This window comes from Microbacterium excoecariae (assembly GCF_011326725.1).
Lineage (GTDB): Bacteria > Actinomycetota > Actinomycetes > Actinomycetales > Microbacteriaceae > Microbacterium > Microbacterium excoecariae.
The window spans coordinates 2,345,789-2,366,326 of the sequence record NZ_JAANCO010000001.1; the positions used below are offsets into that span (position 1 = coordinate 2,345,789).

Here is a 20,538-nt window from a genome sequence, read left to right on the forward strand (position 1 = left end):
CTCACGCGCCGAGGTAGGCGGCCTTGACGCGCTCGTCGTCGGCGAGCGCGGCAGCCTCACCGTCGAGCGCGACCGAGCCGGATTCCAGGACGTACGCGCGATCCGCGAGCTTCAGGACCTGGTTCGCATTCTGCTCGACGATGAGGACGCCCACGCCGCGCTCGCGGATCGCGCCCACGGCGTGGAAGACGTCCCACGTCAGCTTCGGGGAGAGGCCCGTCGACGGCTCGTCCAGCATCAGCAGCCGCGGCGCGCCCATGAGCGCCCGCGCGATCGCGAGCATCTGCTGCTGTCCGCCCGACATCGTCTCGGCGAGTTGCGCGCGTCGCTCGCGCAGGATCGGGAACAGGTCGAGGATCTCCTCCTCGGAGAACCCCTCGCGTCCCTTCCGGCCCCAGGTCCCCATTCGGAGGTTGTCCTCGACCGTGAGCGACCCGAACAGGGCGCGCCCCTCGGGCACGAGCATGAGTCCGCGCTGAGCGGTCGTGTGGCTCCTGCCGAACGTGACAGGCTGTCCGTCGAACGTGACCGATCCCGCGTACTGCTTCACCTCCCCCGCGATGGTCTTGAGCGTCGTGGACTTGCCGGCGCCGTTCGCACCGACGATCGCCACGACCTCGCCCTCGCCCACGCTCAGGGAGACCCCGTGCAGGATCTCCAGCCCGTGGTAACCCGCGGCCAGATCCGTCACCTCAAGCAGCATCGCCATATTCCTTTCCGAGGTAGGCCTCGATCACGCGCGGATCCGCCAGCACGTCGTCGACGTTTCCGCGCGCCAGCACCGTGCCCTGGTCCATCATCACGACGCGGTCGCTCAGCCGACGGACGGCGGCCATGATGTGCTCGATGAAGAGCATCGTCACGCCCTCTTCTCGACGGAGTTCGGCGAGAAGGTCGAGCACCGGCTCGCGTTCCGAGGGCACCAGGCCCGCCAGGACCTCGTCCAGCAGGAGCACGCGCGGGCGCATCGCGAGAGCCCGCGTCAGCTCGAGCCGCTTCTGCACGGCCGTCGGGAGCGAGCCCGACGCGGCGTCCGCCCACGCGTCCAACCCGGTGCGCGCGATGAGCTCCGCGGCCTCGTCTCGCGCCCGCCGCTCGGGGCGCACCCCGCGGCTCTGGACCGCGATCGTCACGTTCTCGAGCGCCGTCACGGTCGCGAACGGCCTCATGAGCTGGAACGTGCGCACGAGGCCGGCGCGGGCGAGCCGATGCATTTTCGCCCCGGTGATGTCGGCGCCGTCGAGCGTCACGCGCCCCGAGTCCGGAGGAAACGCGCCCGTGATGCAGTTGAAGAGCGTGGTCTTTCCCGCGCCGTTGGCGCCAATGATGCCGACGATCTCGCCCTCGGCGACGTCGATCGTGACGTCGTTCAGGGCTCGCAGGCCTCGGAAGGACTTCGAGAGTCCCTGAATCTCGAGCAAGCTCACTTTCGCGCCGCCTTCTTCTTGTATCGGTCACGGATCGTCCCGTAGATGCCGTGCGGGAGCACCAGGACGCAGACGATGAGGATGACCGCGTAGATGAGAATGTCGAGGCCGCCCTGTCCGGAAAGGAACGCGAGCCACTCGGGCGGGTTACGAAGGAACGCCGCGACGAGGTCCGACAGGGGCGCCATGACGACGGCCCCGATGACCGGGCCCCAGAGCGTGCCCGCGCCGCCGACGACGGCCGTGATGATGGCGTTGTTCGACACCGCGGCACCGAAGCCCAGCTCGGGGTCGATGAACATGTAGTACTGCAGGTACAGCGTCCCGGCTGCGGCCATGACGGCGGCCGACAGCGCCACCGTCGTGAGCTTGTAGCGCAGGACGTTGATGCCGACCGCACCCGCGGCCATGTCGTCGTCGCGCGAGGCGAGGGTGAAGCGCCCGGTCCGGCTGCGGAGGAACTGGATGGTGACGAACAGCGCGACGCCGAGCATCGCGATGCCGATCCAGAAGTAAATGGGCGATCCCGCGCTGAACTGGAACATCGCCCAGTTATTGCCCGGCAGGACCGGGACGGTGAACCCGACCGTGCGGTTGAGCGCCTCGTTCCCGATGACGAACAGCCGGAGCATCTCGGCGAAGGCGAAGGTGGACAGCGCGTAGTACGCGCCCGTGAGCTTGTAGCGCAGCGCGAGATAGCTGATCCCGACGGCCGCGGCCGCCGCGACGATCATGCCCGCGAGGAGGCCGATCCACGGCGAGATGCCGAAGTCGACGAGAAGGACCGCCGTGACGTACGCGCCGATTCCGAAGTAGGCGGCGTGGCCGAAGCTGAACATGCCGCCGAACCCGCTCATGATGTTCCACCCGATGCCCATGAGCGCGAAGATGACGACGCGCATCGCGACGGCGAGCTCGGCGGCGGGAAGAACGAACGGTAGCGCCGCGCCGACGATCACGACGCCGGCGAGTGCGACGTAGTGCCACGTCCACGGCGAGCGCGCGGCGCGAGACGCCGGTCGCGGCGCGGACCCGGAGCGCTCGCGGCGATCCGCGGGGGCGGAGGGTGCGGTGAGAGTCATGATGCCTTCCCGAAGATGCCGCGCGGCTTAGCGAAGAGCACGACGAGGAACACGATGAATACGGCGAGCAGCGGCGACTGGCCGGGCAGGATGAGCCCGCCGAGCTGCTCCGTGAGGCCGACGATCAATCCGCCGAGCAGCGCGCCGGGGATGTTCCCCATGCCGCCCAGCACGACGACGACAAACGCCGTCAGGTTGAACACCCCGCCCGCCGTGGGCTCGATGGTCGTGAACGGTGCGACGAGCGTGCCCGCCGCGCCGGCAGCCGCGGCACCGAGGGCGAAGGTCAGCACGTAGATCGCCTTGATGTTGATGCCGACGAGGCGAGCGCCCTCGGGGTTCGAGGCAACCGAGCGGATGGCGGTCCCGACGGGGGTGCGCTGCAGGATCAGCCACAACACGAGGACGAGAAGGAGCGCTCCGACGAACGCGTAGATCCGGCTGAGGTCGACGGTGGCGCCGAACACGGAAATCCCCCGGTCGCCGGGCAGCTGAACCGACTGCGGGTTCGGCCCGAAGGCGAGGAGCAGAGCGTTCTCGATGGCGAGCGACAACCCGATCGTAACGAGAAGCTGGGTGTGGATGGGCGCCCGCATGATGGGGTTCAGGAGTCCCCACTGCGTGAGGGCGCCGAGGCCGAACATGACGGGAACGGTGATGAGAAGCGCAACGTAGGGGTGCATCCCCAAGCCGTTCACGACGGCGAGGCTGAGGAACATCGCGAGCGTCACCATCGACCCGTTGGCGAAGTTGATGATGTGGAGCACGCCGTACACGAGAGTGAGCCCCATGGCGATCAGGCTGTAGATCCCGCCGGTCAGGACCCCGGTCACGAGAGCCTGCGTGAGCACCGTGGCGCTGCCCGACACGAGGCCGGCGACGACGGTGGCGATCACGAGGATCAGGATCGTGACGAGCATGGTGCGGCCGGACGGGCCGTTCGCGAACCTTCGCGCAGCCGGGGCGACGTCCTCCGGCGCAAGCGCTCGCGGCGCTGTCTGGGTACTCATGGAGCTCACTCTCACGTGGGGGTTAGTTGGCGAGTGCGGGGAAGACCGCGTCGGCCTCGGCGAGGTCGCTCGGGAACACCTGCAGCACGGATCCGTCCTGGATCTGCATCACGACGACCGACGCGTTCTCGTTCTGGCCCGTCTCGTCGAACGCGACGGGACCGTCGTTGACGACGAGCGGCTCGTAGTCGGACTCGGCGATCGCATCGCGAATCGCGGCGGGATCGGCGCTACCGGCGTCCTCGATCGCTTCGGCGATGACCATCACGGCGTCGTACGTCAGGACCGCGCTCGTGCGGATCGGCTCCCCGTACTCCGCCTCGTAGGCCTCGGCGAGCTCCTGCGCGGCCGGCTTCGTGACGTCCCAGTGGTAGTTCGCGTTGAGGTAGCCCTCGCCACCCTCCGGGGCATCCACCACGAACTGCGACTGGTCGAAGCCGCCGTTCGCGACGCCGTACACCGCATCAAGGTCGGGCGCGATCGACGAAACCGCCCGCGCGATCGCGAGCCCGTCGTTGTAGTAGCCCGAGACGGCGAGCACGTCGACGCCGCCAGCGATGGCCTGCTGCACCTGCGTGGAGAGGTCGCTCGCGGCGGGGTCGTAGCTCACGGCGTTCGTGACCTCGACACCGAGTTCCTCGGCCTGGGCGGCGAAACCCTCGTACGCCGACGCGCCGAAGTTGCCCTGCTCGTAGAGGTACCCGACCGACTCGACGCTCGTGCCCGACGCCTCGGCCATGTCGACGAGGTCGATGGCCGCCTGGCTCCCCATCATCGAGCCCGACGGCTGGATCCGGAACGAGTTCGTGTAGCCCTGCTCGAGGATCGAGTCGAGCGCGGAGACGTCCATCACAAACGGCACGCCGTTGCGCTCGGAGACGGAGGCGATGTTCGCGCTGGTGCCGCTCTGGTACGAGCCGACGAGCCCGACGACGCCCTCCTGGATGAGGCGCGTGGCCTCGGACTGTCCCGTTTCGGCCTCGCCTCGCGTGTCGGCCTCCTCGACGACGAGCTGCGCGCCGCCGAGCGAGTCGATACCGCCCGCCTCGTTGATAGCGTCGACGGCCATCTGGGCCGCATTCGCCATCTGCTGACCGTCCGCGGCGTTGGCCCCGCTGAGCGGGTGCAGCGACCCGATGACGATCTCCTCGACGTCAGCGCTCGTGTCGGCGGCCGTGCCGCTCACGGCGGAGCCCGCGCAGGCGCTGAGCGCAAGGGCGCCCAGAGCGATGCCGGACGCCGAGGCGACGATCCTGTTTCGAGTTCGCACGTTGTCTCCTGTCGACTGTTCCACTCACCTCGTGTGTTCCACCCTTTGAAACAACACTCATTCCGGTTGAGATCGCTTTATTTCACTACTTTCCGCCGCTTCTGGGATTGCCCGCGTGTAACGCGGGTGTTAACGCTCGCCGGAATCGGCGGATACGTGTTCCGACAGTTGAAACGCATCGATATGGTGACAAGCATCACGAAGGAGACCTGATGGCACTGGCAGACCACGGACCGTCGACGACGGAGCGCGTCGTCCTCGTCCTCACGGAATTCGGCGCGAGCAGCGCGCCGCTTGGCGTATCCGACTTGGCCCGGCGATGCGACCTGAGCAAGGCCGTTGTCCACCGCATCCTGCAGACGTTGGTGGCCGGCGGCTTCGTTCGGTACCTCAGCGAGTCCCGAAAGTATGCGATCGGACCGGCCGCCCTCGCTCTTGGGCACGAAGCGGCGCGCAGTAGCCGAATCCGGGAAGCAGCCCTCCCCGTCATCGCGCACCTCGCGGCCGAAACGGGCGAGACCGCCACCGCGACAGAACGCGTCGGACACTTGCGTCACTACGTCGGCCAGGTGGAGAGCTACAAGCCCATCCGAATCACCATCCGGCTCGGCGACCAAGTGCCTCTCTGGTCCGGCGCCAGCGGCCTCAGCATCCTGGCGTTCCTCCCGAACGTCGACGTCGACCTCGTCCTCCGCCAGCCGCGCACGCAGTACACCGATCAGACGATCGTCGAGGAAGCCTCCATCCGGGAGCGACTTGCGGAGATCCGCGAGCGGGGCTGGGCGCAGACGGCGGGCGAGCGCGTCCCCTTCTCGAGCAGCATCGCGGCCCCCCTCTTCGGCCCCGACGGCATCCCCGAGGGCGCGATCTCGGTCGCCACGCTCGCCGACCGCGCGCAGGGGGTATCGCGGGACGCGCTCGCCCAGAGCGTGGTCGACGCGGCCGCAGAGGCGTCGGAGCGCTACAGGCGATCTGTTGTTGGAGAATGACGCGTGCGCGGGGCCCACGGGCCCCGCGCACACGTCCGAGGACGTCAGGCTCGGCGCCGCCGCGCCACAACCGCGAGGCCCCCGGCGCCGACGAGCACGGCGACGAACGCCACCGCCGTCAGCGCGCGAGCGGGCGATTCCCCGGTCGGGAGCAGGGGCGCAGCGGTCTCCTCCGCTGCACCCGCGGTGCCGTCGACACTCGGCTCCACCGGTGCTGTCGGCGCCGCCACCGTGTCCTCCGCAGCGGGAGCTTCGGGCTCGACGGGCCCCGTGCCCACAGGGTTCGCGCCCGCGCTCGCGAACCAGTCGCTGTACCACGACGTCCCCGAGCCCAGCTCGTAGGCCGCCACCGTGCGGGCACTCGCGATCTCGCCTGCCGTGAGTTTCGTTGCCTCGACCTGCGTCGGCGCGGAATCGTTTTCGACCCAATCCACGAGGGACCCCAGCCAGTCGACGGTGTCCTCACCGGGGCCGCCCGTGCAGTGGGAGACGCCGGGAAGGAGGAACAGTCGGGCGAAATTGTCGACCGTTCCGGCGCCCATCTTGTCGGCGACGGCCTCGAGGTACTCCACCGTGCCGTAGGGCGTAATCAGGGCGTCCGCCAGCCCGTGATAGAGGATGAGCTTCCCGCCGCTCGCCGCGAACTCGGAGAGGTCCGCGTCGTCCGCGTTGTAAACCTCGGCCATGGCGTCGAGCTCGCGATACTGCGTACTCGGGTCGAAATCGGTGAGCGCGTACTCCGCGCCCGGGCTCTCGGGGAACGCGAGATACCGCAGGACATTCTGGGCGTAGCCGCCGCCGCCCGAGTAAGCCTCGTCCGTCCCCACGGCCATCCCCATCCACAGCGATTCGGACCCGAGCGGGAGACCCGCGGGGTACAGCACGGTGCCATCGTCGGCCACGGGCGGGGCGTACAGGCGTTGCACGACGTCGACCTGCTCGGGAGACAGGCAGTCGGCCGCCGCGCCATCCACGCAGGTGAGCGTTTCCGGCGAGAAGTCGCACCCCATGGGATCCGCCACGACGCCGTCGACGCCACCACAGGCGTCCTGCACGGCCGCGGCCAGCGTGTCCACGGCCTCGGCCGTCAGGATCGCGGTGCCGTCGTCGCGCCGGTTGATCCGCTCGTATCCGCCCTGCGAGAGCACCGCGAGGTAGTTCTGGTACAGCGCCGGCGCGCCGGCGATGATGCCGTCAAAGTCGTCCGGATACCTCTGCGCCTCGCTGAGCGCCTGACGACCGCCCGTCGAGCATCCCTGGAAATACGATGCGCTCGCGGATGCCCCGTATGCCTCGTGGATGATCTGCTTGGCGCTCACGGCGAGAAGGTGCGGCGACCGGTAGCCCCAGTCCGCGCGCGCGTCCGCGTCCATTGCGCCCCACTCGGCACCTCCCGTCGGATCGGCGTGCCCAGTGTCCTCCGCGGCCACGGCGAACCCGGCCGCGAGCGGCGCCGCACAGCTGTCGATGGGCACATATCCGCAGAAGCCACCGCAGCCGGTCTGGAAGTATCGCCCGTTCCAGGTGTCCGTCGGAAGCTGCACCGTAAACCCGACTCGTCCGTCGATCGTTCCGGACAGCTCACAGGCGGGCTCGCCGTCGTCGGCCGCGACCGACACGGCCGACGCCACCACGGCCGTCACCTCGACGCCCGAGTCGTCGGCGACGTATGTGCGCGCGAGCTCGCCACAATGTTCGATCACGCTGCCAACAGATGCCCGTTCCACATATTGGAACGATGTGTCGAGCGCCGCTGCGGGTGCTGCCACCCCGACCACAAGCGCCACCACGGCAATGGCGCCTCCCAGTATTCGCTTCATCCTGTCCATTCCTTTTCGCAGGGGGCGCGGATCCGCCCCGCGTGGAATGTTCCTCGCGAGGATGACGGTCCAGGTATGCAGATCGTTTCGCGGAGGTTTCCCGGGGGACGTTTTGCGGAAGTCACGTTCCGCGCAGGCGAACGAGAGGGCATTCGGATCGATGAGCGGAACACGGCCCCGCACACGACCCGAGCGCCCGGCGGCAGATGCCGCCGGGCGCTCGGGTTGTTCCGGGAGGGGTCTCAGCTGGTCGCCGCCCTCACGCCAGCGCGCTGAGGGAGTGGAAGCGCCGCTCGTGATACACGAGCGGCGCTCCCGCGTGCTCGACGCTCATCGCGTGCACCTGCAGGACGATGATCTCGTGGTCCCCCGCGGGCGTCGTGGACACGACCTCGCAGTCGAGCCACATCGTCGCGCCGCCGACGAGGAGCGAGCCGCCGTCCGTCTCCGTGACCTCGAGGCCCTCGAAGCGGTCGCGCGAGCGCGAGGCGAGCTGCATGCAGGCGTCGGCCTGCGTGGCGTCGAGGATGCTCACGCCGATGCGCGACGCGCGCCGGAGCACGGGCCAGGTCGACGACGCGTTCTGCACCGAGAACATCACCATCGGCGGGGCGTAGGACACGCCAGCCGAGAACGACGAGGCGACCATGCCGACGCGCACGCCGTCGACGACGGCGCAGATGGCGGCGATGCCGGCGGGGAAGCGCCCCATGGCGCCACGGACCTGCTCGGGCTCGGCCGAGATCTCGACGAGCGTGCGGATGGCTGCGGTGTCGACGGGAGACAGGAGGGTCATGGCGGTGCTCCTTCTGAGCGGGGCGGATGGCCGGGAGTCGGAAGCGGGGTGTGCCCCCAGTATGGAAAGGCGCAATTGCGCCACCGTCACGCCCTCGTAAAACGACCGTTGCGCCAACGCGATCCGCGCCCTGACGCGGATCGCGGCGGATCCCGCCGCATTCCGCCGCGGCGGATCAGCCCTCCCGGGCCTCGCGCACGACCGGCACCGCCCCCGTCTCCGGGGCCGTCGGCGCCGGCGCCATCGTCCCGCGGAGGATCTGGGGGCGCATCGCGATCGTGATGACGACGGCCGGAACGAGGACGAGCGCGCCGATGCCGAACACGGTGAACATGGCCGCGTTGTAGCCCGCGAGGCCCGGATCCGGTCCCCCGAGCAGCGCCTCGAGCAGCGTGCCGAAGACGACGAGACCGACCGTCCCGCCGAGCACGAAACCGAACACGATGAGCGCGCTGACGGCGCCGAGGTTCGCGCGATCCGTGACGTTCTGGGCCGTGACGACGAGGTTCTGCAGGGTCGCGCCCGTCCCGCACGTGATGAGCACGGTCGCCGCGATCACGCACGCGATCGGCTCGACGAACACGAGCGCGAGGACGAGGTTGCCGACGGCGAGCGCGGCGGTGCCGAACACGAGGACGGGCCGGACCCGCCCCGTGCGCGCCATGAACTGTCCGGCCGCGATGTTGACGATGACGGTGGCGATGGCGCCGGGCATGAGGAGCAGACCCGACTGCGTCGGCGAGATCCCGACGCCCAGCTGCAAGTACTGCGCCGCGAACACGGTCGCGGAGAACATCGAGGTGCCCACGAGGAGGGCGGCGAGAGCGGATCCGCGCACGACCGGGTCGCGCAGGAAGCGCAGCGGGATGACCGGATCCGGCGCCCGCGCCTCGACAACGACCGTGAGGATCGTCCCGACGAGCGCGACCGCGGCGGAGACCCAGACGACGACGGGCTGCTCCCCCGCGCGGGGCGCGATCGAGACGGCGATCAGCCCGGCCGTCACGGTCGTGCCGATGAGGAGACCGCCCAGGATGTCGCCGCGCCCGTGCGTCGCGGGCGCGGGCAGCTTCGGAAGCGTGAAGAACAGAATCACGATCGCGGTGAGAGCAAACGGCACGCTGAGGAAGAACGCCCAGCGCCAACCGAGCGCCGGCGCCTCGACGAGCATGCCGCCCGCGACGGGACCCGCGAGCGTCGCGCTCGTCTGCACGGCCGACGTCCAGGCGTTGAGCTTGCCCCGGAACCGCGCGGCCACGAGGCCCGCCACGACGATCGCGTTGGCGTTGATGACGCCGCCGAGCGCGACGCCCTGGATCGCGCGCCCGACGATGAGGATCCCGGTGTGCGGGGCGAGCCCCGCGATGAGGCTCCCGAGCGCGAACAGCGCGACCGCGACGAGCAGCATGTTCTTGGGCGAGAACCGGTCGAGGAGCTTTCCCCACAGCGGCGTGCTCGCGGTGTTGCCGAGGACGGTCGCGGCGACGATCCAGGTCGCGTGCTCCGCGGGGCCGTCGAGGCTCAACCGGATCGACGGCAGCGCGGTCGCGACGATCGTCGCGCTGAGGTTCGCGACGAACTGGGCGACGAGCACCCCGCTCATCGGCACGATGAGCGCGCGCATGCTCGGCCCGCGCCCCTCCTCGGTGGTGCGCACGGGTGTCGCCGTCACGGCCGTATCTCCGTCTCGTAATCGGTGCTTGCGATGAAGTAGGTGCGTCCCGCCGGGTAGTGGATGTACTGCAGCTCCCGCGGCACGCCGTCCGCGCCGGTGAGGAGCTTCTCGCTGAGCAGGAGGGGCGTCCCGGCGGGGACCCCGAGGCTCGCGGTCGTCGCGGCGTCGCCGACGACCGCGTCGATCGCGGTCGTGCTGTCGCCGAGGGCGACGCCGAAGTGCCGCCGGAAGGCGGTCGGCAGGTCGTCCCCCGACGCGGCGACGAACGGCACGCGGGGGGCGGTCGTCGGGGCCCAGTAGATGGTCTCGACGCAATACGGCCGCCCCTCGGTGTGGAGGAGGTACTCCGCGACGCGGACGGGGCTGTCCTCGGGCAGGCAGAGCTGCTCGCGGATCCCCGGGGCGCCCGGGACGAGCCCGGAGAACAGCGTCTCGATCTCGAAGACGCCCGTCGTCTCCTGCGGGCGGCCGACCTCGACGCCCACAAAGAACTCCTCCACGTGCGTGCCCGCACCGGGCGAGCGCCGGAGCAGGCCGTCGCGGGCGAGGCGCCCGAGCGCCGCGCGCACCGCGCCCCCCGGCGCGGCGAAGTCCGACATGAGCCGGGACTCCTCGAGCGACTCGCCGCGCGCGAGGTAGCCCTTGCGGATCGCAGTGCGGATGAGGACGTACACGCGCCTGGACACGTTCTGCCGCTCGTACTCGGAGCGGCGGGCCGCCTTCGCGCGCATGAAGTTCGCGCGATCGGCGGCCGCGCGGTCGCCGTGGGGCCGCCCCGTGCGATCTCCCATCATGGGATCCCCCTCTCGCGCCGCGGATCCGGCGCGCGTCAGAATTCCTGGAGCGTCTCGCGCAGAGTGCTCGAGACGTATTCCGTGCGGGCAAGCCCCGCGCGCTGGAGCGCGGGGACCAGCCCATCGATGACCTCGTCGACGTAGCGCATGGTGAGCTGACCGCTGCCGGAGTAGAAGAGGAATCCATCGCCGCCCGTGGCCTCGGCCACCTCGCCCATGCGCTCGGCCACCGTCTCGGGGGCGCCCACGAGCTCGACGGCCTCGGTCGTGTCCTCGGCGAGCGCCTGCCGGAAGGTCTTCCCGGCGTTGACCCGCAGGAACGTGTTCGACGAGCTCTGCCCGGTCTTGTCGAGATCCGGCAGGGGCTCGTCGAGCGGATAGGTCGACCAGTCCTCGTCGCCGCCCGACATGAGCGAGAGGCGCTGGCGGATCCGCTCGTCCACCCGCGCGCGATCGGCGTCGCGGCGCCGCCGCGCGTCGGCGTCGTCGTCGCCGAGGGTCGGCGAGACGAGGAACATGATCTTCACGGAGTGCGGATCCCGCCCCTGCTCCTCGAGGCTGCGCCGCACGTCGGCGACGTAGCTCGTCATGTACTCGACGCCCTTGGGGAGCGCGACGATCGTGTCGGCGTACTTCGCCGCGAACGCGATCCCGCGCGGCGATCCGCCAGCCTGGCAGATCGCGGGGCGGTGTTGCGGGCTCGGAATCGTGTTGAGCGGGCCGCGCGAGCGGAAGTGCTCGCCCACGTGGTCGATCGTGTGGACCTTCGCCGACTCGATGTAGCGGTCCGCCTCCCGGTCGGCGATGACGGCGTCGGCCTCCCACGAATCCCAGAGCTTCAGCACGACGTCGGCGAACTCGTCGGCGATGTCGTAGCGCAGGTCGTGCGCCGACGCGGAGTCCTTCAGCTCCGCGCGCTGGTCCAGCCCGAAGTTCGCGAGCGCCTGGTTGGGGCCGCCCGTGACGATGTTCCACCCGGCCCGGCCGCCGGAGATGTGATCGAGCGTCGACATGAGGCGCGCGAGCAGGAAGGGCGAGTAGTAGGTCGTGTTCGCCGTCGCCACGAGCCCGAGGTGGCGGGTCTCGCGGGCCATGGCCGCGACGAGCGGCATGGGGTCGTGCTTCGGCGCGCGCGACATCTGCCGCAGCTCGAGCTCGAACTCGCCGCCGTAGGCATTTGAGACGTAGCTGGAGTCCTCGAGGAGAAGGTAGTCGAGACACCCCTCCTCGAGGCGGCGAGCGACGTTGATGTGGAACTGCCCCGAGGCCCACGTGTCGGCCGCGCGGCCGGACCACGTGCGGTTCCACGACGGCGGCAGGAAGTTCGTGAACCAGCCGAGGTGCACGCGCCCCATCAGAACGCCATCAGGTTGCCGCGCAGCGTGTCGCTGTCGTACGAGGTGCGCACGCGCCCGAGCTGCTGCAGCGCCCCCACGAGGCCGTCGGTGATCTCCGTGATGCCGCGGCGCGATCCGCCGCCGGCGATGAGGAAACCGTCGCCGCCAACCTCGTCGAACACCCGCGCCATCTCGGACGCGACCTTCTCCGGCGTTCCGACGAAGGTCGGATCCGTGTACCGGATCGACCAGTTCCCCGCGGCCTCGCGCGGGGTGCGGCCGAGCTTCAGGAACTTCTCGAGCGTCGTGCGGTGGCCGTTCGTGGTGAGCTCGGGGAACGGCTTGTCGACGTCGATCGTCGTGAAGTCGATCTCCGTGAGCGCGCCCATGTGGCCGAGCGCGACGTCCACCCCCGCCTTCGTGGGGTGCTTCATCTCCTCATACTTGCGGTCGGCGTCCGCCTGCGTCTCGCCGAGCACGGGCATGGTGATGAACATGACCTTGCACGTGTCGGGGTTGCGGCCCGCGCGCAGCATCCGGGCGCGGATGTCGTCGCGGAACTCGCGCATGTCCTCGATGCCCTGGGCCGCCGAGATGATCGTATCGGCGTGCTCCGCGGCGAACTGGCGTCCGCGGGGGGATCCGCCCGCCTGGCAGTACACGGGCTTCCCCGACGGCGGGCGCAGCAGGTTGAGCGGCCCGCGCGCGCCGTAGTACTTGCCGCGGTGGTGGATGGGGTGCACCTTCGTGTGGTCGACGTAGGTGCCGGTCTCGCGATCCATGACGAGGGCGTCCTCATCCCACGACCCCCACAGCTTCTCGACGACCTCGACGAACTCGTCGGCGCGCTCGTAGCGCTCGTCGTGCTCGTACAGCTTGTCGAGGCCGAAGTTCTGCGCGGCGCGGTCCTCGCTCGAGGTGACGATGTTCCAGCCGGCGCGGCCGCCGGAGAGGTGATCGATCGTCGCGATCGAGCGGGCGAGGAGGAAGGGCGGATAGAACGACGTCGACGCCGTCGAGATGATACCGATGTTGCTCGTGGCCTTCGCGAGCACGGGGGCGATCGACAGGGGGTCGCCCTTGGGGGCGTAGAGCGAGTACTTCAGGTCGGCCTCCATCGAGCCGCCGTACCCGTCGGACACCATCGAGGAGTCCTCGAGCATCGCGAAGTCGAAGCCGGCGCGCTCCATCGAGCGCACCCAGTCAATGTGGTAATCGCCGTTCATCCACTCGCGGGCCTCGGACTCGAGGACCCACGGGCCGTTCCAGGCGGTGGAGCGGCTGAAGTTCATGAACCAGCCGAGGTGCATCTTCTTGCTCACGCGAAAATCTCCTTGTGTGTGGTGCGCGCTTATCGGTGGGGCGTGTGGTGCGGGAGGGGGCGCGAGCGCCCCCTCCCGCGGGCATTACTCGGGCGTGACGGCGGCCCAGTCGATCGTGCTGTCGGTGCGGAACGCCGCGTCCGAGAGCGACGATGCGACGGCCCAGTTGGCCATCGGCCGGGCGATGAAGGCGATCGCCGCGTCGTCCATGAGGATCTGCTCGGCCGCGTTCCAGGCGAGGCCGCCCTCCTCGGTCGCAGGGTCGCCCGCGTCGATCGCGTCGTTCACGGCGGCGTAGTAGTCGGGGTTCTCCCACTTCGAGTAGTTCGTCGTGGCGCCCTCCCCCGTGAACAGGAGCATCTCGTAGGACGGCGCCTGCACGAGGGCCGCGTCGCGCTGCAGGATCGCCTGGTAGTCGCCCTCGGCGCGCCCGGTCGCGAACGCCGCGGCCGGCTGCTCGTCGAGCGTCACGGTGAAGCCGGCCTCGGCCGCCGCGCTCTGGATCTGGATCGCGGCGTCGGAGACGTCGGGCGAGCCCGAGGCGTACGTGAGCGTGAACTCGACGCCGTCGGCGAACCCGGCCTCGGCGAGGAGATCGGCGGCCATCTCGGGGTCGTAGGTGTAGTCGACGAGGCCCTCGTCGGTGTAGCCCGGCAGCGACGGGTCGAGCATGCCGTTCGCCTCGGTGGCGCGGCCGTCGTAGACGTTCTCCACGATCTGCTCGTACGGGATCGCGTACTGGAAGGCCTGGCGCACGAGCACGTCGTCGAACGGGGCCTTGTTCGTCACGAGCGGCGCGATGAGGAGGTTGCTCGACCACGTGCCGCTCGGCACCACGACCGCGTCGTTGCCCAGGAGGTCGGCCGAGTCGACCGAGCGCAACGCCATGGCGGCCTGCACCTCGCCATTGGCGAGCGCCTGCGCGCGCGTGGCGGGGTCGGCGATCACCTTGAACGTGATCTCGTCGATCGCCGTATCGCCGTACCAGTTCGGGTTCGCGACCATCGTCCACTCGGTGTCGCCCGAGACGCTGTCGACCATGTACGGGCCGAAGCCGTAGTTCGAGTCCCAGTTCGTGTCCGACCACGACACGGCGTACGGGTCGTCGTCGGTCGCGTGCTCCTTCAGAAGCGTCGAGTCGAAGATGGCGCCGGTCGAGTTCGCGAGCAGCGAGAGCAGCGTGAAGCCGTATCCGGCGTTCTCGACCGTGAAGGACACGGTGTGGTCGTCAATCTTCGTGATCTGGGTGGCGGGATCCGTGAGGATCGGGCGGTTCACGAACTGCACGGAGCTCGTGGGCGTGGCGAACTTGCGCTCGTACGTCCACACCACGTCGTCGGCCGTGAGCGGGTTACCCGCCGCGCTGACCGCGTCCTCCCGCAGGTGGAAGGTGTAGGTCAGCCCGTCCTCGCTCACGTCGTACGACTCGGCCAAGTCGCCCTCGAAGCTCGTGACGTCCTGCAGGCCGGTCACCCCGTCGTCGCTCTCGATGTAGGGGTTCTTCACGAGGAAGCCCTGCGACAGCGTGAGGTAGTCGTACTTTCCGGGGGTGATGACGCCCGAGTCGTGGGCCCACGACACGGGGACACCGACGGCGGCGACGACGATCCCGTCGGCGTCGGCCGAGGCGGACGGATCCGCCGAGGTGCCGCCAGCGCAGGCGCTCAGCGCGAGCGCGGCGGTCGCGGCGATCCCGGCCAGGATGGCGCGTCGGGGTCGGCGTGCGAGATGACGAAACGGTGGCATGGCAAAGCATCCCTTCATGGGCAGTGCAGGAAATGGGTGGTGCTCAGGAGGGTGGTGCGGGGTGGTGCAGTCTGGGGGCTAGCGCCGGATCCGGGCGAGGACGACGGCGCCGGCGGCCGCGGCGCTCACGATGGCCGCGCCGAGCATGGCGGCGGGGAACACCGACGACCACCAGCGCCCGGAGATCAAATCGGACGTGCCGCGCGAGACCATCGCGCCCCACTCCGGGGTGGGCGGCGCGATGCCGACGCCGAGGAACCCGAGCGCCGCGGCCACGGCGATCGAGAGGCCGAAGATCACCGACATGTTCTCGATCGCCGGGGCCGCGGCGTTGAGGAGGACGTGACGGAGGCTGAGGCGCGTCTCGGTCATGCCGTGGATCCGCGCGGCGTCGAGATAGGCCTCGCGGCGCACGCGGAGCGTCTCGGCCCGGGTGAGCCGCGCGGGTGAGGGCGCGAGGATGATCGCGAGGACGACGATCATCGTCAGGGGCGTCGCGCCGAACAGCGCGACGGCGACCATGGCGATGACGATGAGCGGGACCGCGTCGGCGAGGTCGAGGACGCGGGAGGTGCCGCGGGCGACGAGCCCGACGACGCCGCGCCGCGACTCGCCCATGCCGGAGAACATCCCGAGGAGGATGCCGCCGGTCGTCGCGATGACCGTGGTCGCGAGCCCGATGAACAGGTCGACCTGGGCGGCCGCGATCGTGCGGGAGAAGACATCCATTCCCGCGCTGTCCGTGCCGAACCAGTAGGTCGCGTCGGGCGCGCTCGACGGCGGTCCGACGACGGCCTCGGGGTCGAAGGGCACGACGAACGGGCCCACGATCGCCAGCAGCGCGAGGAGGATTCCGGGCAGCAGCGCGAGCCACGTGAGCGCCTCGCGGGGGGCACGGATCCGTAGAGTGCGGCTGGCGGGGGCGACGGCGGATGCGGTCATGCGGCGGCCTCCAGACCGGGGCGGCGACGGGGGTCGAGGAGCATGTTGACGACGTCCACGAGGAGGTAGACGAGAAGCGAGATCCCGGCCGTGAGGAGGAGGAATCCCTGTAGGACGGGGATGTCGCTGGAGTTGATCGAGGCGACGGCGTACTGCCCGATCCCGCCGAGGCTGAAGAGCTGATCGAGGACGACGGATCCGCCGAGCAGGCCGCCGAACAGCATGCCGCACACGACGATCGCGCTCGGGGCCGCGCGGCGGAAGACGCTCGCGAGCACGACGCGGGGGCGGGATCCCGTCGCGATCCGGAAGCGGGTCGGGGCCGCGTCGAGCGCCTCGTCGAGCGAGATGATGAGGATCTTCATGATGAGCGGCGAGTACCCGAGCGCGAGGACGAGGACGGGCAGCGCCAGGTGGGCGAGGATCGACCCGGCCGTCTGCACGTCGCCGACGAGCAGCGCGTCGATCAGTGACATCCCCGTGATCGCGGGCGGGAGGGTCTCGGTCGCGCCGACGAGCCCGATGGGCGCGGGCGCCCAGCGCAGGAGGACGTAGAAGAGGAAGATCGACAGGACGCCGAGGACGAAGTCGGGGATCGCCCCGGCGGCGCGGGCGTAGGCCCGGATCGCGCGGCCGGCCGCCGATCGCGGGAACACCGCCGCGACGTAGCTCCCGGCGAAGCCGACGGCGATCGTCACGATCATGCCGATAAGCGTGAGCTGCAGCGTGATGGGGAAGCGCACCATGAGCTCGTCGAAGACGGGACGCCCGGAGGAGATCGAGGTGCCGAAGTCGAGGACGACGACGTTGCCGAGGTAGCGCAGGAACTGCTCCCACAGGGATCCGTCGAGCCCGAGGAGCTGCTCGACGCGGGCGTAGTCCTCCGCCGTGGGGTTGCCGTCCTTGAGGAAGTTCTGGACGGGATCCCCCGGCACCATGCGCACGAGGAAGAACGCGACGACGCTGAAGACGAGCAGGTGCAGGGGGAGGACGAGCAGGCGGGTGATCCACCAGCGGTTGCGGGCGAGGGCGCTCATGCCGTGCCGCCCGCGAGCGCGTAGGCCGAGAGGAGGCCCTGGGTGTACGGGTCCTCGGCGTGCTCCACGACGCGGTGCGTGGTGCCGCGCTCGAGGATCCGCCCGCCGCGCATGACGACCATGTCGCTGCTGATGAACGCCGTCGCGGGCAGCCCGTGCGAGACGAAGACGAGGGCGGCCTGGCGGCCGAGGACGTACTCCTTCAGGAGGTTGAGGATCACGCCCTGCACGCTGACGTCGAGCGCCGAGACCACCTCGTCGCAGACGACGACCTGCGGCTCGACGATCAGGGCGCGGGCGATCGCGAACCGCTGGCGCTGGCCGCCGGAGACGTGGCCGGGGCGCCGGTCGGCCATGTCGGGGGCGAGCCCGAGCGAGGCGACCATCTCGTCCACGCGCTCGTCGGCCTCGCGGGTCGTGAGCCCGAGGAGCGTGAGCGCGGGCATCCGGACCGAGTCGCGCAACGTCCGGCGCGGGTCGAAGGACGACGTCGTGTCCTGCGGGATGTACTGCACGGCCCGCCGGAACTCCAGGAGGTCGCGGCGGTCGGACAGCCAGGAGCGCACGGGGCGCCCGTCGAAGCTGACGTCACCCGTGTCGGGGGTGTCGAGGCCGACGAGCATGCGCGAGAGCGTCGACTTGCCGGATCCGGACTCCCCCACGATGCCGATGCGCGCGCCGGGCGTGACGTCGAGGTCGACGCCGTCGAGCGCGAGGTGCGCGCGGCGGCGCGTGCCGAAGGAGCGGCGCGCGTTCGTGACGGTCAGGTGCTCGAAGCCCACGTCACGCCACCTTCGCGTGAACGGGCTCGGCGACCGGGCGCGGCCCGTCGATCGTGGGCAGCCAGTCGGCGTCGTAGTTGCCGAGCGTCGGGACGCAGTCGGCGAGGGCGCGGGTATACGGGTGCTGCGCGAGCGGGAGGTTCCGCGCCGCGATCGTCTCGACGACCTCGCCGCGATACATCACGACGAGGCGGTCGGCGAACGCCTCGCACAGGCGGATGTCGTGGCTCACGATGAGGAGCGCGGCGCCCGCGGTCTCGGTCAGCTCGACCATGAGGCGCATCATCTCGACGGAGAGGGTCGCATCGAGCGCCGAGGTCGGCTCGTCGGCGATGAGGAGCTTCGGGCGGCTGCACAGAGCGATCGCGAGCATGACGCGCTGGCGCATGCCGCCGGAGAGCTCGTAGGGCCGCGCCCGCAGAACCCGCTCCGCGTCGGGGATTCCCACGCGCTCGAGCCACCCGGCGGCGCGCGCCCGACGCTCGCGGCGCGGCACCTCCGGATCCGCGGCGAGCGCGTCGCACAACTGGCTTCCGACGGTCCACACCGCGTCGAGCGAGGTCATCGCGTCCTGGAACATCATCGACATCTCGGGGATCCGGCGCGGCATCCGCGTGCGGCGCCGGCGGGTGAGGTCCGCGTCGTCGAAGCGGAGGACGGAGGCGTCCACGGACGATCCGGGATCCGTCACGAACCCGGCGATCGCAGAGCACGAGGTGCTCTTTCCGGATCCGGACTCCCCGACGACCGCGACGCGCTCGCCCGGGGCGAGGTCGAGGTCGAAGCGATTCACGGCGGTGACGTCGCCGTCGTGGAAGGTGACGCGCAGATCGCGCACGCTGAGCAGCGGAGCGGGTGTTGCCGGATGGATCGTCACACGGGGTCCTCTCGCAGGAATGGTGAGCCCGACGGGCCGGTCAAAGATTCGTGATGGAGAGCGGTGGGTTAAATCTCACGGGGCATTGTTTCGGCGGGGGCGGACGACCGTAAATCCGCCGTTACGCCAGCGCGGGTGTCGCGGGGCCGCCGCCCGGCCGGGCCCGCGGGCCGCGAATTCGCGCGGGCCGCGGGCGGGGCGGGTATGTTTCGCACCGTGTAACACGGCGCGAAAACCTACGCGAACGTGAACTCGTCGACGACGTCGGGGTCGGCGGTGAGGCGGCGGCCCGTCTCGAGCGCGTCGAGGCGCGCCACCTGGTCGGGCGTGAGCGCGACCTCGAGCGAGGCGAGGTTCGCCTCGATGCGCGCGCGGTTCCCCGAGCGCGGGATGGCGGAAACGCCGTGGGCGCGGTGCCAGGCGAGGATCACCTGCGCGGGGCTGGCCCCGGCCTCCTCCGCGACGGCAGCGACGACCGGGTCCTCGGCGGGGCGCACGCGTCCGTCGGTCGGCCCGCCGAGCGGCGAGTACGCCTGCGTCGCGATGCCCCGCGCGCGGTGCGCCGCGAGGGCATCCGCCTGCGAGAAATACGGGTGGCGCTCGATCTGGTTGAGGTCCGGACGGCGCCCGCCCGCGGCGACAAGCCGGTCGAGGTGCGCGGGGGTGAAGTTGGAGACCCCCGCGGATCCGACAACGCCCTCCTCCGCGAGCGCGGTGAGGGCGTCCCAGGCGCGGAGGGTCCGATCGAACAGGCGGGGCGACGGCCAGTGCAGCAGCACGGTGTCGATCCGATCGCGCCCGAGGAGGCGGCGGCTGACGTCGACGGCGCGGGGCACGTCGTCGTAGTCGGCCATCCAGACCTTCGTCGTGACCTGGACCGTATCCGCCGCCGCCCCGGCCCGGCGGAGCGCGGATCCGACCTCGTCCTCGTTGCCGTACGCGGAGGCGGTGTCGATGAGCGGGTAGCCGGTGTCGATCGCGTGGCGGATCACCAGGGCGGCGTCGCCGCCCGTGATCTGCCACACGCCGAAGCCGATCGGCGGGAGATCGACCGGGGCGAGGGTCATGCGATCGCGTGGAGCGAGTGGAAGCGGCGCTGGTGGTAGACGAGCGGCACGCGGTCGTCGGCGACGCCCATGCCGTGCACCTGGAGCACGACGATCTCGTGGTCGCCGGCGGGCGTCGTCGAGACGACCTCGCACTCGAGCCACATGGTGGCCTCCTCGATGAGCAGCGCCCCTGCCTCCGTCTCGGTCGTAGCGAGCCCGTCGAAGCGGTCGCGCGAGCGCGAGGCGAGCTGCATGCACGCGTCGGACTGGGTGGATCCGAGGATGCTCACCCCGAGGCGCGCGGCGCGGCGGAGGGTGGGCCAGGTGGTGGAGCTCTTCTGCACGGAGAACATCACCATGGGCGGCGCGTAGGACACCCCGGCGGAGAAGGAGGAGGCGACGATCGCGGTGCGCACGCCGTCGACGACGGCGCAGATGGCCGCGATGCCGGACGGGAAGCGCCCCATGGCGGCGCGCACGTGCTCGGGTTCCGCGTCGACGCTCACGAGGCGGTAGGCGTGATCCGGCTGGGCCGGCGAGACGAGGGTCATGAGGTGGTCTCCTGAGGTATGCGGATCGGTGT

At 70.3% G+C, this 20,538-nt stretch carries 19 protein-coding genes; 1 reads left to right on the plus strand and 18 read right to left on the minus strand.

Annotation, left to right across the window (positions count from 1 at the left end; genetic code table 11):
• Position 1: 1 nt before the first annotated feature.
• From G8E01_RS10845 to G8E01_RS10865, 5 genes are read right to left on the minus strand one after another with little or no spacing between them, the layout of a single operon-like run.
• Positions 2-709, minus strand: a complete 708-nt coding sequence (locus G8E01_RS10845; protein ID WP_240921244.1) for an ABC transporter ATP-binding protein — start codon at positions 707-709, stop codon at positions 2-4.
• Positions 693-1,427, minus strand: coding sequence for an ATP-binding cassette domain-containing protein (locus tag G8E01_RS10850; RefSeq protein WP_166319541.1), 735 nt, complete (start codon positions 1,425-1,427; stop codon positions 693-695). The genes G8E01_RS10845 and G8E01_RS10850 overlap by 17 nt, the downstream gene beginning before the upstream one ends.
• On the minus strand, positions 1,424-2,509 hold the full coding sequence (locus G8E01_RS10855; protein ID WP_166319543.1) for a branched-chain amino acid ABC transporter permease: 1,086 nt from the start codon (positions 2,507-2,509) through the stop codon (positions 1,424-1,426). Before G8E01_RS10855 ends, G8E01_RS10850 begins: the two co-directional genes overlap by 4 nt.
• Entirely contained in the window at positions 2,506-3,519 is a 1,014-nt protein-coding gene (locus tag G8E01_RS10860) for a branched-chain amino acid ABC transporter permease (protein WP_166319545.1), read from the minus strand. Before G8E01_RS10860 ends, G8E01_RS10855 begins: the two co-directional genes overlap by 4 nt.
• A gap of 22 nt (positions 3,520-3,541) precedes the next feature.
• Entirely contained in the window at positions 3,542-4,789 is a 1,248-nt protein-coding gene (locus tag G8E01_RS10865) for an ABC transporter substrate-binding protein (RefSeq protein WP_205827277.1), read from the minus strand.
• A 212-nt stretch (positions 4,790-5,001) separates the two neighbouring features.
• On the opposite strand from G8E01_RS10865, the gene G8E01_RS10870 reads away from it, so the two are divergent.
• On the plus strand, positions 5,002-5,778 hold the full coding sequence (locus G8E01_RS10870) for an IclR family transcriptional regulator (protein WP_166319547.1): 777 nt from the start codon (positions 5,002-5,004) through the stop codon (positions 5,776-5,778).
• Between the two features lie 44 nt (positions 5,779-5,822).
• On the opposite strand, the gene G8E01_RS10875 is transcribed toward G8E01_RS10870, so the two are convergent.
• The 13 genes from G8E01_RS10875 to G8E01_RS10935 all read right to left on the minus strand — a co-directional run bounded on the left by G8E01_RS10875 (position 5,823) and on the right by G8E01_RS10935 (position 20,506).
• Entirely contained in the window at positions 5,823-7,547 is a 1,725-nt protein-coding gene (locus G8E01_RS10875; protein WP_166319549.1) for a tannase/feruloyl esterase family alpha/beta hydrolase, read from the minus strand.
• Positions 7,548-7,857: 310 nt separating this feature from the next.
• Entirely contained in the window at positions 7,858-8,394 is a 537-nt protein-coding gene (locus G8E01_RS10880) for a flavin reductase family protein (protein ID WP_166319551.1), read from the minus strand.
• Between the two features lie 175 nt (positions 8,395-8,569).
• Positions 8,570-10,066 carry an MFS transporter gene (locus G8E01_RS10885; protein ID WP_166319553.1) on the minus strand — a complete coding sequence of 499 codons (1,497 nt, stop codon included), beginning with the start codon at positions 10,064-10,066 and terminating at the stop codon, positions 8,570-8,572.
• On the minus strand, positions 10,063-10,863 hold the full coding sequence (locus tag G8E01_RS10890) for a GntR family transcriptional regulator (protein ID WP_166319555.1): 801 nt from the start codon (positions 10,861-10,863) through the stop codon (positions 10,063-10,065). Before G8E01_RS10890 ends, G8E01_RS10885 begins: the two co-directional genes overlap by 4 nt.
• Positions 10,864-10,898: 35 nt before the next feature.
• Positions 10,899-12,218, minus strand: a complete 1,320-nt coding sequence (locus tag G8E01_RS10895; RefSeq protein WP_166319557.1) for an NtaA/DmoA family FMN-dependent monooxygenase — start codon at positions 12,216-12,218, stop codon at positions 10,899-10,901.
• Positions 12,218-13,522 (minus strand): NtaA/DmoA family FMN-dependent monooxygenase, encoded by a 1,305-nt coding sequence (locus G8E01_RS10900; RefSeq protein ID WP_166319559.1) that lies wholly within the window; start codon positions 13,520-13,522, stop codon positions 12,218-12,220. The genes G8E01_RS10895 and G8E01_RS10900 overlap by 1 nt, the downstream gene beginning before the upstream one ends.
• Before the next feature lie 84 nt (positions 13,523-13,606).
• Positions 13,607-15,268, minus strand: coding sequence for an ABC transporter substrate-binding protein (locus G8E01_RS10905; RefSeq protein ID WP_166319561.1), 1,662 nt, complete (start codon positions 15,266-15,268; stop codon positions 13,607-13,609).
• 78 nt (positions 15,269-15,346) lie between these two features.
• On the minus strand, positions 15,347-16,210 hold the full coding sequence (locus G8E01_RS10910) for an ABC transporter permease (RefSeq protein ID WP_166319563.1): 864 nt from the start codon (positions 16,208-16,210) through the stop codon (positions 15,347-15,349).
• Complete coding sequence (locus tag G8E01_RS10915; RefSeq protein WP_166319565.1) at positions 16,207-17,247, minus strand: ABC transporter permease; 1,041 nt, start codon at positions 17,245-17,247, stop codon at positions 16,207-16,209. The genes G8E01_RS10910 and G8E01_RS10915 overlap by 4 nt, the downstream gene beginning before the upstream one ends.
• A complete protein-coding gene (locus G8E01_RS10920; protein WP_166319567.1) occupies positions 17,244-18,029 on the minus strand; it encodes an ATP-binding cassette domain-containing protein in 786 nt (261 codons plus the stop codon). Before G8E01_RS10920 ends, G8E01_RS10915 begins: the two co-directional genes overlap by 4 nt.
• Position 18,030: 1 nt before the next feature.
• Positions 18,031-18,867 carry an ATP-binding cassette domain-containing protein gene (locus G8E01_RS10925; RefSeq protein WP_205827278.1) on the minus strand — a complete coding sequence of 279 codons (837 nt, stop codon included), beginning with the start codon at positions 18,865-18,867 and terminating at the stop codon, positions 18,031-18,033.
• A 275-nt stretch (positions 18,868-19,142) separates the two neighbouring features.
• The gene (locus tag G8E01_RS10930) at positions 19,143-19,973 is read right to left on the minus strand and encodes an aldo/keto reductase (RefSeq protein ID WP_166319569.1); all 831 of its coding nucleotides are present in this window, start codon (positions 19,971-19,973) and stop codon (positions 19,143-19,145) included.
• Positions 19,970-20,506: a flavin reductase family protein gene (locus G8E01_RS10935; RefSeq protein WP_166319571.1), complete on the minus strand. Its 537-nt coding sequence runs from the start codon at positions 20,504-20,506 to the stop codon at positions 19,970-19,972. Before G8E01_RS10935 ends, G8E01_RS10930 begins: the two co-directional genes overlap by 4 nt.
• Between the last annotated feature and the right edge of the window lie 32 nt (positions 20,507-20,538).